The 14328-nt window shown below is 59.4% G+C and carries 13 protein-coding genes; 7 read left to right on the forward strand and 6 right to left on the reverse strand.

Going from position 1 to position 14328, the window contains the following annotated elements; all coding sequences use genetic code 11:
* Positions 1–161 precede the first annotated feature (161 nt).
* From AAE484_RS01055 to AAE484_RS01085, 7 genes are all read left to right on the forward strand, one after another.
* Complete coding sequence (locus AAE484_RS01055; RefSeq protein WP_341936465.1) at positions 162–764, forward strand: hypothetical protein; 603 nt, start codon at positions 162–164, stop codon at positions 762–764.
* A 198-nt stretch (positions 765–962) separates the two neighbouring features.
* A complete protein-coding gene (locus AAE484_RS01060) occupies positions 963–2318 on the forward strand; it encodes an MBL fold metallo-hydrolase (protein WP_341936466.1) in 1356 nt (451 codons plus the stop codon).
* 96 nt (positions 2319–2414) lie between these two features.
* Positions 2415–3725 carry a ferredoxin reductase family protein gene (locus tag AAE484_RS01065; RefSeq protein WP_341936467.1) on the forward strand — a complete coding sequence of 437 codons (1311 nt, stop codon included), beginning with the start codon at positions 2415–2417 and terminating at the stop codon, positions 3723–3725.
* Positions 3726–3750: 25 nt separating this feature from the next.
* On the forward strand, positions 3751–4101 hold the full coding sequence (locus AAE484_RS01070; RefSeq protein WP_341936468.1) for a cytochrome b5-like heme/steroid binding domain-containing protein: 351 nt from the start codon (positions 3751–3753) through the stop codon (positions 4099–4101).
* A 94-nt stretch (positions 4102–4195) separates the two neighbouring features.
* Complete coding sequence (locus AAE484_RS01075) at positions 4196–5494, forward strand: sensor domain-containing diguanylate cyclase (protein WP_341936469.1); 1299 nt, start codon at positions 4196–4198, stop codon at positions 5492–5494.
* Between the two features lie 33 nt (positions 5495–5527).
* Complete coding sequence (locus AAE484_RS01080) at positions 5528–5896, forward strand: DUF6164 family protein (protein ID WP_341936470.1); 369 nt, start codon at positions 5528–5530, stop codon at positions 5894–5896.
* 2 nt (positions 5897–5898) lie between these two features.
* Positions 5899–6513, forward strand: a complete 615-nt coding sequence (locus tag AAE484_RS01085; protein WP_341936471.1) for a methyltransferase domain-containing protein — start codon at positions 5899–5901, stop codon at positions 6511–6513.
* Positions 6514–6524: 11 nt separating this feature from the next.
* Here AAE484_RS01085 and AAE484_RS01090 read toward each other — a convergent pair whose 3' ends face one another.
* The 6 genes from AAE484_RS01090 to AAE484_RS01115 all read right to left on the reverse strand — a co-directional run bounded on the left by AAE484_RS01090 (position 6525) and on the right by AAE484_RS01115 (position 14305).
* The gene (locus AAE484_RS01090; protein ID WP_341936643.1) at positions 6525–7340 is read right to left on the reverse strand and encodes a general secretion pathway protein GspB; all 816 of its coding nucleotides are present in this window, start codon (positions 7338–7340) and stop codon (positions 6525–6527) included.
* 8 nt (positions 7341–7348) lie between these two features.
* The gene (locus AAE484_RS01095; protein ID WP_341936472.1) at positions 7349–9076 is read right to left on the reverse strand and encodes an ExeA family protein; all 1728 of its coding nucleotides are present in this window, start codon (positions 9074–9076) and stop codon (positions 7349–7351) included.
* 208 nt (positions 9077–9284) lie between these two features.
* Positions 9285–9503, reverse strand: a complete 219-nt coding sequence (locus AAE484_RS01100) for a YgaP family membrane protein (protein ID WP_341936473.1) — start codon at positions 9501–9503, stop codon at positions 9285–9287.
* Between the two features lie 19 nt (positions 9504–9522).
* Complete coding sequence (locus tag AAE484_RS01105) at positions 9523–10905, reverse strand: hypothetical protein (RefSeq protein WP_341936474.1); 1383 nt, start codon at positions 10903–10905, stop codon at positions 9523–9525.
* A 12-nt stretch (positions 10906–10917) separates the two neighbouring features.
* On the reverse strand, positions 10918–11700 hold the full coding sequence (locus AAE484_RS01110) for an outer membrane lipoprotein-sorting protein (protein WP_341936475.1): 783 nt from the start codon (positions 11698–11700) through the stop codon (positions 10918–10920).
* A gap of 25 nt (positions 11701–11725) precedes the next feature.
* Complete coding sequence (locus AAE484_RS01115; RefSeq protein WP_341936476.1) at positions 11726–14305, reverse strand: efflux RND transporter permease subunit; 2580 nt, start codon at positions 14303–14305, stop codon at positions 11726–11728.
* Positions 14306–14328: the final 23 nt, after the last annotated feature.

The raw sequence follows: 14328 nt of genomic DNA on the forward strand, positions 1-14328 counted from the left end.
CCGCCCCCTTAGACTGTCCGTCCTTCGGCCGCCGAAAGGGCTCCTCGTTCGATTGTTCCTATTCCGTGTCTCCGTGATTTGCTCCGGGATGTCGCCTCAGTGTTCATTGTTGACACAAGTCAACCCGTCACGCCGAGCGGCTGGCGCAACGGTCTTATACCGTGGCTGCCGCGCTCAAACTGCACCTGCGTTGTGTGACCACTGACGGGCGCCAGACCGTGGGCAATGGCATCGGGCCAGCCGAAGAAGCTCGGGACGTTGTCGCAGTACTGAAGAACGCGCCCGATGCGCCTCTGGATTTGATTGAGCGTTCCGTTTTTCTGGCGGCACACCTGTTATCCATGGCCTCGGGGCAGGGCCTGAATCACAGCCTGGATCTGTCGCGGGAGGTGTTGACGTCCGGTCGGGCCTGGGAGCAGTTTCAGCGTATCTGTCGAGCCCAGGGAGGCCTCAAGGCGATTCCTACGGCGCCGTTTCATACGGAGCTTTACGCTCCGCAAGATGGGGTGTTAATGCGGGTGGATAATCGAAGGCTGGCGCAGCTGGCCAAGTTGGCTGGCGCGCCCGAGTCACCGGTGTCAGGACTGCGCCTGCACCTCAAGCTGGACGATCGAGTGGCCACCGGTGACTCTCTCGCCACGCTCTATGCCGGTACCTCCGGGGAGCTGGCTTACGCGCTGGAGTTTTACCGAGCCAACCGGGACATTTTTGAGTTCGACCGCTCCCCCCATGAACAAAGCGTCATACGAACAAAACAAGGCTGATGTCATGACGCCCATGCTATTTTCCCTCAAGCCTGCTCCGCCCCTGTGTGAGTTTCTCGGGGCGACGCTGGACCAGCCGATTGAGTGTCATCTGGGGAGTTGATCTGAATCAACGCAACCTATTCAGCCCAGGAGTAGCTTGAAAGGTGGCAAGCGTACGCTCGAGGAGTCCGTGCTCAACCGTGGGAGAGAATCTGGGTGAATATTGTTTTTCTGGGGGGGACTGAGACGGTCACCGGGTCCAAGTTTCTGGTGGAAAGCGGCGACACCAAGGTATTGATCGATTGTGGCCTCTTCCAGGGCTACAAGTGGTTGCGCAAACGCAACTGGCAAACCTTGCCTCTGGATATTGATACGCTCGATGCGGTGGTGCTCACCCATGCGCACCTGGACCATTCCGGTTATGTGCCCCGGTTGTACCAGCAGGGGTATCGCGGGCCGGTTTACACTCACCGGGCCACGCGCGATCTGTGCAGTATTCTGCTGCCCGACAGCGGTCACATTCAGGAAGAGGATGCCCGGTTTTTGGCCCGGCACAAATTGAGCAAACACGAAAAGCCCGAGCCCCTGTATGACCGGCAGACCGCCGAGCGTTGTATGGAGCTGTTTGAACCGGTCCGGTTTGGCGAAGTGTTTAACGTGGGTGACATCCGCCTTCGGTTACAGCCGGCCGGGCATATTCTCGGGGCGGCCAGTATCATCCTCGAAGCGGAAGGCAAGCGAGTGGGGTTTTCCGGTGATGTGGGTCGACACAACGATGTATTGATGTATCCACCGCAGCCGCTGCCGGAGCTGGACCTGTTACTACTGGAATGTACTTACGGTGACCGTCGTCATGCTGACACTGATATCTGGGAGCAGCTGGCGCAGATTGTGACTCAAACGGTCAGCCGGGGCGGTGTGTTGATGGTACCCAGTTTTGCCGTAGGGCGCGCCCAGGCCATGCAGCACCTGTTGGCGAAGCTGATGGACGATGGCCGGATTCCCAAAGTGCCGATATTTCTGGACAGTCCCATGGCCATCGATGTCTCCGGTATTTATCACCAGTACGCCGACCAGCATCGCCTGACCGACAAAGATTGTGAACGCATGATGCAGGTGGTGAAATACACGCACAGTGTGGACGAGTCCAAGGCGCTCGCGGATATCAGCTATCCCCATATTATTATCGCCGGCAGTGGCATGATCACCGGTGGTCGCATTCTCCATCACATGAAACGGTTGATGCCCCACCATCGGAACACCCTGTTATTGACCGGCTATCAGGCCGGCGGCACACGCGGAGCCCACCTCAGAGCGGGCGCGGACTCGGTGAAAATCCATGGGGCCTATATTCCCTGCAAGGCGCAGCTGGCGGTGCTGGATGGGCTCTCCGGTCACGGAGATTACGAGGATATCAGCCAATGGTTGAAAGCCTCGGCATTGAAGCCGGGGATGCCCATTCAGTTGGTGCACGGTGAGCCGGATGCGGCCGATGCCATGCGAATGCACCTGCAGGAACACAGTGGTTTTCAGGTCGACGTCGCGGAGTATCGGTCTATACTCAAGATTTAAACCATAAAAAGATGCTACAAACTGGCAGTGCGCAGCCCGAGCTACCGTGTTACCTGGGTGGCAATGGGCTATCGGTTCCGCCCTTAAGGAGGCTTCATGCGGTTATCCACGCGCAACAGCCAGGCAGCGGTATGGTTTCTGGCTCTGCTGCCCGGTCTGCTTGCTGTGCCATTACTGGAGGAGCCCGACTTTGAGAGCCCGGGGGCGATATTGAATACCCTGGGCCGGTTGACGGGCATCTGGGGCATGGCGCTGCTGTTGGTGGCCGCGGCGCTCTGTTGCCGGGTACCGGGATTTGATCGGCCCTTTGGCGGCCTGACCAAACTCTGGCAGCTGCACCACCGCCTGGGGGCTGTGGCCTTTCTCTTACTCCTCGCCCATCCATTGTTACTGGCACTGTCGAGGGTGGAAATTTCAATCCCGGCCGCCGTCGGAACCTTATTCTCGACCCGGCCAGCCGTGGTCTGGGGCTGGGTGGCGCTGTTGGCACTGATGGCTTTCATGGCGCCGAGCTTCCGTTTTTTCGGTGAGCCGGGATACCAGCGCTGGAAAGGACTGCACCGATTGAGCGGCGTTGCCGTGGTGTTCGCTCTGGTGCATACCTTCATGTTGAACCGGACTCTGCCCGGCGCCTGGGGGCTGGTTGTGTGGTCGTTGTGGGCCGCCCTGGCGGTGGCCGCCATCGGCTATCGTTGGCTGTTCTCCCGCTGGCGCGGGCGTCGTCGGTATCGTTTGGCTGGCGTTGAGCACCCGGCCAGAAACGTGGTTGAACTGTCGCTGGAGCCATTGGGTGAACCACTTGAGTACGAGCCGGGGCAGTTCGCCTACCTGACCCCCTATGCTCCGGATTTGACGGCCGGTCGGGGCGAGGAGCATCCCTACACGGTGTCATCGGCCCCCGATGAACCGGTTTTGCGCATGGCCGTCAAGGATCTGGGGGATGCCAGCCGCGCCCTGCAGACGCTGACATCTGGCACGGAGGTGGCCGTGGAAGGGCCTTACGGTCGTTTTTTCCCGGGCCAGAAAGAACCCCTCCAGCCCGAACTCTGGATTGCCGGGGGCATCGGTATTACCCCCTTTCTCGGCCGGCTGCGTGACAGCGTCCAGCGCGAAAAAGCGTTGAATGCCCACCTGATTTTCTGCGTTCAGGACGAGACGCGCGCGCTGTTTGCCGAAGAGTTGACCAGGCTGATGGCCGCGCTGCCCGAAAGCCGGTTGACACTGCACTATTTTTACCGGAATGGCCCCTTGCATAAGGATTTCATTGAGAGAGAGTGTCCCGATGCGGCCGAGCGCAATGTTTACCTTTGCGGTCCGCTTCCGCTGATTGATCGTGCCCGGTCTGAATTGCTCGCTCTGGGCGTGCCGTCCGGTCGTATCGTCATCGAAGAGTTCGTGCTGCTGTAAACCCACCTGAAACGGGAGTGATCTGATGAAAAAAACCGCATTTGCCGCTTTTATCGCGTTCTGGTCGTCAGTGCTGACGCTCCTGGCGGTTTCCGTGTTGATGCCGACGGCCACTCTGGCCGAGAGTGATACCGTCTACAGTCTGGAGGAGGTGGCGGAGCACGATACGATTGAAGACTGCTGGATGGCGATTCGCGGGAAGGTCTACGACTTTACCGACTACATACCGCAGCACCCGGCCCCACCGGCGGTCATTGAGCCCTGGTGCGGACGGGAGGCGACCGAAGGCATGACCACAAAAGGTTATGGGCGAGACCATAGCGCTGCCGCCTGGGAGCAGATGGGGTCTTATCAAATTGGCGTTCTGGCCAATTGAGTTGCTCCGGCTCATCGCGCTTGCCAGTTGACATCGGTCTTGCGAAGATGGCGGTAGGGCAACCGTCCAGACGATTCGCAAAACAGAGGCTACAGTGTCCGAGCGACCCGACAACCATCAACTGGAGCGGCTGAGAGCCATTATTGAAGGCACTCGGGCCGGCACTTGGGAGTGGAACGCCCATACTGGCGAGCAGGTCATCAATGATCGGTGGGCCGAGATGCTGGGTTATACCCAGGCCGAGCTCGAGCCCATCAGTATCGCGATCTGGCACCGGTTGTGCCACCCTGATGATCTCGCCCGCTCCTCGGAAATCTTTGCCCGCCATTTCAGGGGCGAGATTCCCTATTACGACTGTGTCTGTCGCCTGCGCCATAAGGAAGGGCACTGGGTGTGGATTCACGATCGGGGCAAGCTGATCAGCCGCACACCCGACGGTGAGCCCGAGTGGGTGGTGGGCACTCACATTGACATCAGCCAACAGCATGTCAACGCGCAACTACTCAACAAATTGGCGGAGGCTCTTCCCGGGGTCATTTATATCTTCCGGATGTATGCCGATGGTCGTTCGGAGTTCCCATACGTGAGCGAAGGGGTGCGCCGTTTTTACGGTGCTGAGCCTGAGGAGATCGAGCGTGACCCGAATCTGGTATTTGACGCGGTACTTCCCGAGGACCGTCCCAGGTTGCTTGAATCCATTCGAGAGTCTTACCTGAATCTGGCACAGTGGACCTGTGAATACCGGGTGTTGGTCAATGGTCGGGAAGTGTGGCTAGAGGGCGTCGCTACGCCTGAACACGAATGGCTGGATGAAGAGGCGGTCAGCTGGTATGGGGTCGTGGTGGATGTCACCCATCGAAAGGCGCTGGAGGCCAAACTCGTGCAGTTGTCGGTGACCGATGAGCTGACCGGACTGTACAATCGTCGCTATCTGCTGCAGCGCCTGACCGAGTTACTGGAAGACTACCGCCGCCACCGGACGCCGTTTTCGTTGGTGCAGATAGACCTGGACTGGTTCAAGAGCATCAATGATACCTACGGCCACCTGATGGGTGACGAAGTATTGAAAGCCTTTGCGTTTACCCTGAATAACCGTCTGCGCACCAGTGATATCGCCGGGCGTTCCGGGGGTGAGGAGTTTCTGATTTTACTGCCGCACACCCAGGTTCCTGAAGCGTTTGAATTGATCGAGGAAATTCGGGTGGCGTTTTCTGGCACTGAATTTCAGGGGGACGACGGGCAGGTGTTTCAGACCAGCTTCAGTGCGGGTATCACCGCTGTGCGGGCCGGGGATAAGCGGGTGGACCAACTTTTGTCGCGGGCCGATGCCGAGTTGTATCGGGCCAAAGGCGAGGGCCGCAACCTTGTCTGTACTGAAACGCCCCGTCCATAATGGGGCCGACGCCCTTCCATAAAAAGTGAGACTATGTCGCAGCTACTGTTCAAACTCCATCAGGTTCCCGAGGATGAAGCGCAAGAGGTGCGTCAGCTACTGAACGAGCACGGCTTTACCTTCTATGAAACCCACGCGGGTTTCTGGGGGCTGGGTATCGCCGCCATCTGGCTGACCAATGCCGAGGATCTGCCGGCCGCCAAAGCGGCACTGGCCGACTACCAGCAAAGCCGGAGGGAGCAACAGCGACGGCTCTACGCCGAACAGGAGGCGGAGGGCAATGCACCCACGCTCGCCCGGCGGGCCGCCGCTCACCCCATTCGATTTGTTCTGATGGTCGCGGCCATTGCCCTGATTCTGGGCATCTCCATTTTACCCTTTGTCGGGATGATCGGCCGCTGACTATGACCCTGATGACGCAGATGACGAGCCTGCACGAGCAGCGCCTCGACCGGGTATGCGCCGTGATCAAAGAGACCGGTGCGCGGCGGGTGCTGGACCTGGGTTGCGGTTCGGGCTCGCTTCTGTACCGGCTGCTCGCCGAACCGCAATTCGAGCAGGTGGTGGGAGTGGAGCGGTCCGGCTTATCCCTGGCGGAATGCCGGCGAATGCTGTCGGAGCACCTTGCTGGGGAGTCGCCCCGCCTGAAGCTGCTCAGCGCCTCCTATACCGACAAGAATCCGAAGTTGGCGGGTTTCGACGCGGCGGCCATGGTCGAGACCATTGAGCATGTTTACCCCCGGGATTTATCCAGGGTGGAGCTGGCGGTATTCGGTCAGTACCGGCCGGGGCAGTTGTACATGACCACACCCAACTTAGAGTACAACCCGCTGTTCGACTTGGCGCCGGGGGAGTTTCGCGAAGAGGACCACAAGTTTGAATGGACGCGTGCCAAGTTTCAGCAGTGGGCGAGAGGGGTGGCCAAACGCAATGGCTACCGGGTGCAGTTTGGGGGGATTGGCGATCCGCACCCGGAGGTGGGCCAACCGACACAGACCGCGCTTTTCTCCCGCCTCTGATCTTTCCTGCACTACATGTTCACCCAGCTGTTCATCGCTTTGAGTTTGAAGGTTTTGCCCTCGTAAATCAGAACCAGCCCGTCGGACTCGATCCGCTCGATCCTTACCCCCTGGGCGACTTCATCACCCGCGCGCCGCTTCCGTTGATTGATGGTGACCGAGCTGTTGCCTCCTTCCCGGTAATTGTGAGCCTGATAATTGATCGAGGGGATATCCTGTTGCAGGGACCAGGGCAGATCGCGGATGCCGGGTACCAGCGGCTCCTCGGCCAGTCGCACCGGCTCGCTGGGTCGAGGGGGAGCGACGGACACCGTTTGGGGTTCCGGCTCTGGCTCGGGTGGCTGATGCTCTTTTTCTTCAGCCGGAGTTTCCGCAGGCTGGGGGGCCTGATAAAGCTGGGCGACGGCCGGCTCCGGAGCCTCGCCGGGTGTCCGGTCCTTTTGATACAGGCGGGCAATGGCCGACGGTGTCAGGTCTGGCTCGGTTTGTTCGGCTGCGTTGTCCGGGGTGGGGGCCGGGTTTTCAGTGTCGCTCGCGCTCGGTGATGTTTCACTGTTCTCTGACGTAGAGCTGCCTTGGCCCAGTCGCGCTTGATCCGGGACTGTTTCAGAAGAAAGATCGGGATCGGACTCGGGAGACGATTTGACGCTGGCCAGCGTCAATCCGATCGCGGCACCGGCGAGTAGGAGGGCGCCGGCCAGCAGCCAGTTGCGCCGGTGCGATGGCCGAGCGTGTGGGGGCGCCGCGTGCTCGGTGACCAGCGATGGCGGGTCAGCCTCCTGTTGGCGCCGTTCGCGATCGGCCCGCTTCAGTGCATCCAGTATCATCGACACGGTCAGTCTGTCTCCCGCGCCAGGTTTTTTGCAGCATGGCTTTCCGGGTCCAGCAGCTCCGGGTCCAGGCCCCTGGCCCGGTTGAGTCGCTTGAGGGTGTTCAGCCCGAACAGACCGTCCGGCTCCAGGTCGTACTGGCGCTGGAATATTTCGACGCGGGTCTGCAGGGGCAGGGTGTAGCGCTCCCGGGTCAGGGGTGTGCGCTCACCGTCGAGTTGGGCAAACTGCTCGGCCAGCCAAGCGACCGCCGGGCCTTGATCGCCGGGGCCCAGGCTGCCGTCAAAACCAGCCGGGCGGTAGTGAAAGTAATGCACTTCGCCGTTCCAGAGCTCGGCCAGAGAGCGCCAGGGGCGAGCCTCCACTTGTCCCTCCACCAGTACCAGGGCCCCCTCATCGTCGAGACCGATCAACGGTGCATACACTCGTTTGCGTTCGGGCGTGATCAGGGTCATCACAGCGGGCCGGTCCAGTGCCATCAGGTCATTCCAGGTGTCCAGACGGGTGCGTTCGCACCGGTGGCCGCTCTGATCGGCGTCATGGGTGCAGGGGGCCCCGGCTTTGGGTATTTCCAGCCCGACGTGCTCTGCCAGCTGGCGCTGAGCGATATCCGGCTCGTAGGGCCAGAGGTGGGTCGGTATGGCGGCGGATGAGGCCTGTGATTTCTCTTCAGCCTCGCCGTCCTGTTCCGCCGAAGCGGGAGTGATCAGTTGAGGTTTTGGCCTCTCTGGTTTTCCAGCTTCAGGTACCGGAGTGGCTGTGGAGAACCGGGTAGATTTGGGCACTGGTGGGGATTCGCCCGGCCAGGATAGCAGGGCGCCAATCACTACACCCACCAACCCGGCTGCCAGAGCGTGGCGCCACTGGGTACCGGGGAGCCACCGACGCAGCGGCGTAGGGGCAGGCGTCTTGTGGGCGGGTTGGTGCCCGACAATCTCCCGCCGGGCCTGCTCGAAAATGTGCCGGGTCAGTGTTGTCCGGTTCTGGCCATAGGCTCCCAGCAACATGCGCTCACAGATGATGTTGATCAGCCGGGGAATACCACCGCTGAACCGATGCACTTCGTCTACCAACGAGGCAGGGATCAGCGTGCGTCCTTCCTCCAGGCCGGCCACCTGTAGCCGGTGGTCGATATAGGCACGGGTTTCGTCGAGGGTGAGCGGCTCCAGGTGGTAGCGGGCGGTGATGCGCTGGGCCAATTGTCGCAATGAGGGCTGGGAGAGCAACTCGTTCAGTTCCGGCTGGCCGACCAGAATAATGTTGAGCAGCTTTTCGGTGTTGGTTTCCAGGTTGGTGAGCAGCCGGATCTGCTCCAGCGCCTCGCGGCTCAGGGACTGGGCCTCATCAATCAACAGGACGGTTTTCTTGCCGTCCATGTGGTTTTCCAGCAGCCGGTTGTAGAGCGCATCGGTGAGTGTTTTCAGAGTAGGGTGGTCGTCAATGTAGCGCGCGCCCAGCTCGTCACAGATGCTTGAGAGCAACTCCGGTACCGAGGCCATGGGATTGAGGATCAAGGCGATACTGGTATTCTCGGGCAGTTGCTCCAGCAGGCACCGAATGATGGTGGTCTTGCCCGTTCCGACCTCTCCGGTCAGCTGCACAAAGCCGCCGCCCTGCAGCCCAAACAGCAGGTGTGCCAGGGCCTCCCGGTGCTGTTCGCTCATGTAGAGGTAGCGCGGGTTGACGGCGATGGCAAACGCCGGCTCCTGAAGACCGAAGTACTGGTGGTACATGATGGGGACCTGTCTTCCTTATTCGTGGGTCGCGGTTCATTATTATAGGCTCATTCGATACTAGCGTCGCATCAATAATAAATCCTTGCGCTGGCACACAAATCCGTCATTTGGCCGCCAAATCAGCCAGCTTGCCGCAGTGGCGGCTTTCTAAGGCGGGATGGAACACCCCGGCGGTGTTGAATCGCCGGGGTAATGTAATGAGGGCCTATTGGGCGGCTCTGGCCAGCTCTGCCTCGGTTTTCAGGCCGAACAGCTTGCGCATGATCGAAGTGGCCGGACAGAAACGGGTGAAGGATTGTTGAAACAGGTTGGCACCGACAAAGACCGTCAGCCAGACAAAGCCGGGGTGGACCCAGTAGGTCAGGGCGACGGAAATCAATACCATGGCGCCGGCAAAGGCGGTGAGTGCTCGTTCTAGGCTCATTATGAAACTCCTCTGGTGGTTAAAACGCATACCGGACACGGGCATAGGCGTTGTTGTTGTCTTCGAACTGTCCGAAGAAGCTGTGATCACTTTTTCCCCAGAACAGGTTGAAGCCTGTGCTGAGGCTCAGATTGTCGCCGAAGCGATAATCCAGCCGGGGGCGCAGGTGCATGTCCTCATCACTGGGGGAATAGAAGGCGAACAGCGACAGGGTCAAATAATCGCGCCGGTCGCGCCACGTCAGTCGGGTGGTGACCAGGGTCCGGTTTTGCTCCGGTTCCCACTCGGGATGAGCCGACTGGGCCAGCCGCTGACTGTGGTCCTGGTTGTGTTCCAGATAGAGCTGAACGCTGCCGGTCAGTCTCGTGATCAGCTCTTTTTCGTAACCCACCAGGCCTCGCCACTGGCTGTTGGGAATGCGGGGATTGGTGCCGGCCGTATCCGCTTTGCTCTCGTGGTGAGACACTTCGGCGTTGAACAGGCCGGGGCCCCAGGGCGTGCGTATTGATGCCCCCAGAGCGCTCAAACCGGTGAAAGTCGGGAAACCTTCGGGACTCATGGCTTCGGGGCTTTTGTAGTAGCCATCGTAACCATAGAGTGCCACTTCAACGGACTTGATGGTGCGGAATACACGCAGGGCCAGTTCATCATCGTCGGGCTCGGCCGCTGCAAACGCCTGATCCTTGCCAATGAATCCTCCCGTTGCCGGATTGAACAGCGACAACCGCTCGCCTCTGGGGTAGGTATCCGGTGCGAACTCCGGCGTCCAGACCAGCTCGACATTGGCCCACTCAAAGTAGCCGGACAGGCGCAATGAATCGGACGGGGCTTTGAGGTACGCATCGTCCCGGCCGATAAAGAACGCTTGCCAGTCTTTGGGAAAAAGGTCGTTGAGGAAAACGTAATCGCCCGTCCCCCAGGTGATGACCTGACGGCCCGCCTTGACGTCGACTTTTTCAAACAGCGTAAGGCTGGCGGTCAATTCGCGAAATTCTGCGTCCCATTCGTCGATGACTTCGTCATAGACAAAGTCGCCTTTGGCGGTGTAGCCGATCTGCTTCCAGTTGCCGTCGGTTTCCAGGCGCAGGCGTGCCTCCCCGAGGCTCAGGCGATCGTGGTAGTCACTGTCGCTCAGTCGTCCGCCCAGCCCGAGTTCGACAAAACCGTAGAGCGGAAAGCCGCCGGACTCCTCCTCCCAGGCGTCATCTCCCCACGCCTCGGTGTCCCAGGTGCTGTCACCCGAGGAGCTATCGCCTGAGGAGTCGTCAACTGAGGAACCGTCACTCGAGGCACCGGCTTCTTCGTCATCGCCCCAGTCGTCCCAGTCATCCTGGGCAAGGGCCGCTGGTGTTGCGACCGCCAGGCCCAGGAATGCGGTTGTGATGTAATGTTTCCAACGCATCAGAATTAAACCCTAATTCAGCCATTCAGTGGGTGGATTGCGCAAACTGCGCTCGGAGAAAATGCTGTCCGGAATGCCCAGGTCATAGTCGACATTGCGAAACTGCATTTCGGTGACGCCGCCGTTGTCAAGATTTTTCATGCGCGAGTGCACCACGGTGGGGTAACCGTCGATCGTTTCGACTTGCAACACCTCCATCTGACGGTACTTGCGGTCGTTGCTGTCGAAGTAGCTGGTTGCCACGGGCAGCATCGTCTCTTTGTCGATGGTGACATGGTAATAGGCGAACTCCACATTCGACGGATCTTTGGCGGAGCCTTTCAGTTCGTAGTGTTCTTCGGTGGTTTCCAGTAGCTCGTAGTTGTCCAGGTCGGTATTCCGACCGGAGACGTCTTCATAGTAGAAGTGCGAGCCGACAAAAGAGGTGCGTTTGTCACCGGAAGAAATGCGCTTGACCAGATCCAGGCCGGGCAGATAGAGCCAGCGATCGTCATCGGATTCGGTGCGTTTGATCACCCGGAATACCGTGTTGCGCACGTCGGCGGGGCGGGAAAAAAACACCATTAAATCCTGTGTCTGCTGATCGTCCCGGGTTTTCCGCAAAATGGTAAATTGGCGAACCTGGTTGCGCCCCTGGTTATCGGTAATGCGCATGCGCGCTTCACTGCGCCCGTCATCGCCCGAGTAGAAGGCCACCTGTTCGGCTTTGGTGACGATCTCGCGCGGATCGGTAAGATCTTCGGCCCAGAGCGCTGGCGCACTTAAAAGTACCAGTGCGCTGGTGACTGAGGTCATCAGTACTCTCATTGCGCGAGCGGTTTTAAAGTGAGTCATTTTCATCATAATATTCTCCTGAAGATTCATTGTTGGGACGAAACAGCCAGCCCTGAAGCAGGGTCATGACCGTGGGCAGCAGTAGCAGAGTGATCAGTGCCGAAAGCGCCATGATGCTGGCCAGAAAAGCGCCCACGGTGATGTAGGGCACCAGTGGCGCCAGCAGCAGCGGCGTAAAACCCACGGCGATCACCACAGCGTTGCGGGTTATTGCCCGAGCGGGCTCCTGGAACATCAGCTCCAGTGTCTCGGGCCAGCTTTGCGTCTCGCGGAAGTAGGCGCGCGTGCGCTCGACAAAGTGGATGGCAAAATCAATGGACAGCCCCAGCGTCAGCGCCGAGAGCACCGCAATGGGCATGTCGTAGTCTTTCCCGATCCAGCCGATCAGGCCATAAATACCGGTAATGGTGATCGTCAGGGGCAGCATGGCCAAGACTCCGAAAGTAATGGAGCGGAACAACAGAATCATGATGATCAGCACCACCACAAAGGCGCTGATCAAGCTGCCGATCATCCCCTCGACCATTTCCTGTTGCCAGACAACGTTGAGGTAGGATTTGCCCGCCCACTCCAGTGACAGGTTCTCGGGGAGAGGGTTGTCCCGGACATACTGGTCAACCGACTCCACCACGGCGGTCATATGTTGATTGTCGCCACTGGTCAGCTGCAGCCAGATCAGGGACTGTTGGTAATCCGGGGTAACGAAATGCCAGAGGTCCTGGGGCCGGTGGGATGACTGGTATTGGAGCAGCGTCTGTGCGACGCCGTTGGCGCTGTCCGGCAACTCGAAATCCTTTGCTTCGCCCGAGCGCAGCTCGCGATTGACGGTTTTGACCACATCTGTGAGGCTGTTGGACTTGCCTACCAGACCGGTCTGGTTCAGGTGCGTCTGCAACCGTTGCAGGTAGGCCAGGTTGTCAGGGTTGGTAAACGCCTGGCCGTCACCGGTGATTGTTTCCAGACGTGAGAGCAGGGTTTCGATGGGCTCGACATTGCCCGAGGTCTCGAACAGATAGTCGTCCAGAGCCAGCACGAAATCGGACAGATCTGCAGCGGTATTGAGGTCTTCCTCCTGGTTTTTCAGCCAACGCTGAGTGTCATTGTCGAGTTTACCGGAGTCGAGCAATTGATCTACCTCGGCTTGCGCCTTTTCGAGCGTATCACTGTCGCTGTTGAATACCATGTAAGCATCGTAGGTGCCGGCAAAGTGTTCGTTGAGCACCCGATCGGCGATGCGCAATTCGTGGCCGGGCTTAAACCAGCGAACGGGGTTGTCATTCACCTGGATTAAGGTGATGCCCCAGACCGAGACCACAAACACCGCAAGGAAGCCTGTTATCCAGAGCCTGGTGTGACGCCGGGTGATTCGGCCCAATGGCTTGAGCAGGCGCGCCACCAGGGTGTCGCTCTCCGCCGGCAGGTTGCTCACCATACGATCCAGGGTCTGCGGGTTCAGGCTCACCAGGTAGGCCGGTATAAAGAGAATGGTACTCAGGAAAGCCAGCATGATGCCCAGGCCGACAAAGAACCCGAAAATCTGCACCGGGGGAATCGGTGTGAGCATCAGGGAGAAAAAGCCCACCGCTGAGGTAATGGAGGTAAAGAGCATGGGGGTAAACAGGTGCCCCATGACATCGCTCACCACCTGACGCACGCTGTCGCCCTTGCGATAGCGGTCGGCAAACTCTGACAGGAGGTGCACGGAGTCGACCACTGCGATGGGCATCAGAAAGATGGCGATCATGGAGGACATGATGTGCACGGTAAAACCCGCGCCGATCAGGGCGCCCATGGTGATCAACACGGTCGACAGGGCAACGATCATGGGGGCGACGATGAACGGGATGTTGCGGAAGAAAACCCACAGCAATGCGAAGATGACCAGGCCCGCCAGGGGCGCGGATATCCCCATCTGCACAAACATCTCGTAGCCGAAGCGGTCTTCGGCAATGGGCAGGCCGGTGATATGCCAGTCGCCCTCGGAGTCCAGACTGTCGATGTGTTGCTGGAGCTGACGCCCGATGGCGTAGCTTTCGTTTTTGTCTTCAATCGGCACGTAGACGGCGGCGGCCTGGCCGTCCTCGGAGACCAGGGTGTTGTACAGCAGAGGCAGCGCTTCGACGTTGCGCTTGATCTCCAGCGCCTGCTCTCGTGTTTCCGGGGGCTGGCGCATCATCCACTCAAAGCGGATGGTGCCAGCGCCCTCTTGCGTGATGTTATCGACATTGGCCAAAGACATCAGGTCCGTGCGGATCACCCCGTCCAGACCCTCGGCGTATTCGCTCAGGCTGTGCAGATCCGCCAGAGTGTCGGGCCGGTAGATGCCCTCCGGATTGACCAGACCGACCACGATGGTGTCGTGCATATCGAAGGTCTGTTTGACCTGGTTGTGAAACACGCGCGCGGGATTATCCTCCGGCAGCATATTCTCCGGGTCGGTATCAATCTGGATCAGGGGCAGCAGGGCGGCGAAGGCCAGAGTGATCAACCCCAGGCCCCAGAAAACGCCCTTGCGGTGATTCAGGGCGAGGTTGAGTAGGCGTTCCCCGAGCGAGACGTGCTTCATTGACATGGCTCCGATGCAAAAAG

Origin of the sequence: Marinimicrobium sp. C2-29 (genome assembly GCF_038419845.1) — a bacterium.
Classification (GTDB): Bacteria; Pseudomonadota; Gammaproteobacteria; order Pseudomonadales; family Cellvibrionaceae; genus Marinimicrobium.